Annotated in this window: 4 protein-coding genes; all 4 read right to left on the bottom strand. The window is 63.2% G+C overall.

Annotation, left to right across the window (positions count from 1 at the left end; genetic code table 11):
* Nucleotides 1-28: 28 nt before the first annotated feature.
* Nucleotides 29-487 (bottom strand): hypothetical protein, encoded by a 459-nt coding sequence (locus Apa02nite_RS50650; protein ID WP_203831566.1) that lies wholly within the window; start codon nucleotides 485-487, stop codon nucleotides 29-31.
* Nucleotides 471-923 carry a hypothetical protein gene (locus Apa02nite_RS50645; RefSeq protein ID WP_203831565.1) on the bottom strand — a complete coding sequence of 151 codons (453 nt, stop codon included), beginning with the start codon at nucleotides 921-923 and terminating at the stop codon, nucleotides 471-473. The genes Apa02nite_RS50650 and Apa02nite_RS50645 overlap by 17 nt, the downstream gene beginning before the upstream one ends.
* A gap of 206 nt (nucleotides 924-1129) precedes the next feature.
* Nucleotides 1130-1510 carry a DUF6086 family protein gene (locus Apa02nite_RS50640; protein ID WP_203831564.1) on the bottom strand — a complete coding sequence of 127 codons (381 nt, stop codon included), beginning with the start codon at nucleotides 1508-1510 and terminating at the stop codon, nucleotides 1130-1132.
* 320 nt (nucleotides 1511-1830) lie between these two features.
* Nucleotides 1831-2190 (bottom strand): hypothetical protein, encoded by a 360-nt coding sequence (locus Apa02nite_RS50635; protein ID WP_203831563.1) that lies wholly within the window; start codon nucleotides 2188-2190, stop codon nucleotides 1831-1833.
* Between the last annotated feature and the right edge of the window lie 87 nt (nucleotides 2191-2277).

Below are 2277 nucleotides of genomic sequence, written 5' to 3'. Positions count from 1 at the left end.
TTAACTGCCGCATTGAGTGCGTCCGGGTCTATAATTCAACCTTCAGTGACTCGACGAATATATTGGGTCGTCCCTCGTAGTGGTCTACCAATCGGGACTCGACGTGGTGGGCCGACCAAACTGCCTGCCGCTCCATGCCGATGCATTCCTCTCTCGGCACCAGCAACCGAGTGCTCCGGCCTGGCTCAACAATCGAACATGCCCCACTTCCGATTTCCTGCCTGAAGACCGGAGGCGCCGCAGGAATTGCTGTCTCCCGAAGTTGGCCCAGCACCTGGCCCCATCGTCCTGCGGAGTATGCGGCCTTCATCACGGCGATGACGAACAATGGTTCATTGGCGGAAAGGCTCCCGATATCGGCGATATCGAACTCGTCGCGACAGGAGTAGAAGGCAATGTGTGGCGTTTTTGCAGTCATGACCGCCAGTGCGTGATACCGGCCGGCAGGCACCAGAAGCACTGACCCCGAATTAAAGCTGATCGCCATAGCATCCCTGCTTTACCCGCGCACCAAAATTATGACCATAACCGCCTGCCGCCTGCCGCCTGCCGCCTACGTAGTGCTGGAAGCCGCCCGCCACGGCTTGCCGGATCTCCTTGACGTCGACCGCGCCGATCTGCTCGTGCGCCGGCCCGGTGATCTCGGCGGCGGAGATTTGCGACAGGAGATCAAGCGCCACCCTGTGCCCTGACGGCGTCATCTCGGACAGGGCCGCGACCAGGGCACTCGCGACTGTCCCGCAACCCTCGCAGAGGCCGGCCACGGACAGAAGGATGCGTTCGATCCATACGCCGAGCAGGGCAGTCTCCTCGTCCGAAGCCGCGATGAGCTTTCTTAACGCATAGGGCACCATTTCGGCGTAGCCGGGATATGTCCGGATACGGGACCAGTCGAATCGGTCGAGGTCGTCCTCGATACTCACGCGAAGACCTTCGCTCGACGATTTCGGAACAGGATTCCGATACCGCGATCTGACCTGCTCATCTGCCGCGATCCGGCGCTACAGAATAAGCCCTTCGCGCGGAAAGCCGTGCCGCGTCATCGAGGGACCTGACAGTCAGCTGCTTTCCGGCCGCTCCCTTCGTACGCGTAGGCTGTTCAAATCTGCCGAGAGCGGCCCGGCGGGTGCTAGGTGATATCTTCGAGGCCTTCCTCGATATCGTTGAATCCCGGCGGAATCGGCAGTGCTTCACCGCTGGCTCGGGCATCCAGGAACAGAGCGGTCTGTAGGACGCCCACCAGCATCCGGCGTAGCGGCAGCGACCCACTATGCCGTAGGTAGTCGAATGCCGCCAAGATGAAGGCTCGGAAGACTGGCGGGTCGATATAGACCTCGTCGTTGCCGGGCGCGTCGACACCGCTCGGCGTCTTCAGCATCTCTTCTAGGGACGCGATCTGCGCGCAGAACATGAAGCTCGTCTTCTGACTGCGGTCCCAGATCTCTAATTTTCCCGATCGGTCGGATTGTTCGTACGCTGTCGCCGGCGCCGTACCGGTGTAGAAAGTCATGCCCACTTCATGCACCTCCGTCATGTACTACTGCGCCGGCCATCCCGAAGTCTCCAGCGAACAGTCACGCGGGAAATAGTCCCACCTCGCCAGACGTCCTCAACTGCCGCCGACACAACGAGGAGCGTGCTTGCGTGCTGGTGGCGCGTTGCCCGTCGGTTTTCGTGGCGGCACCCGTGTAGGAGCACCTCGACGCTGACGAGATCAGCACTCAGCCGTCACTGAGGTCGCTGCGGCAGAAGGGGCCGTCACCGGGCCAGGCGCGATGATCTGCGGGCAGCGTGTGCGGTACGGAAATGGGCCGGCGCCGCACGGTGCTGTCAGTGGTTCGGGGTGCGCAGCACGGTGTCGAGCTGCCCGTCGTGGTCGGTGTCGAGGTAGGTGAGGTCGGGCACCCCGTCACCGTCGAGGTCGAGTTGCACCACGTCGGCGATGCCGTCACCGTCGAGGTCGGTGACCACCTCAATCGATCCGTCCGAGCGCCGGATGACAATCGAGTTAGCGGCGGTGGCGACCCGGTCTGCCGGTCCGGGGATGGGCGGTGATCCAGGCGCGGAGGATGGTAGCGGCCCGGGCCCGCTGGCGTACGCCCCGACCGGGCCGTCGGTGCCGGCCGGATCGATCTCCTCTTCAGAGGGGTAGACATCGCCGTGCCAGGCCGGATCAGGATAGGTACTCATCTCCCTGAGGTTCCCTGACGGAGCCGGCGGTAACCGTCGGCGCAGGAGAAGCGCATTGCGGTGCCGAGCAGCGGTCATCGCGGGGAG

This window comes from Actinoplanes palleronii, assembly GCF_016862315.1.
Lineage (GTDB): Bacteria > Actinomycetota > Actinomycetes > Mycobacteriales > Micromonosporaceae > Actinoplanes > Actinoplanes palleronii.
Note: the sequence above shows the minus strand (reverse complement) of the source record. Positions and strands in the feature narration are given on the sequence as shown.

What these genes read in the sequence shown, in the direction of transcription:
- Apa02nite_RS50650 (WP_203831566.1), bottom strand. Translation starts at nt 487, where the DNA reads ATGGCGATCAGCTTTAATTCGGGGTCAGTGCTTCTGGTGCCTGCCGGC.
- Apa02nite_RS50640 (WP_203831564.1), bottom strand. Translation starts at nt 1,510, where the DNA reads ATGACTTTCTACACCGGTACGGCGCCGGCGACAGCGTACGAACAATCC.
- Apa02nite_RS50635 (WP_203831563.1), bottom strand. Translation starts at nt 2,190, where the DNA reads ATGAGTACCTATCCTGATCCGGCCTGGCACGGCGATGTCTACCCCTCT.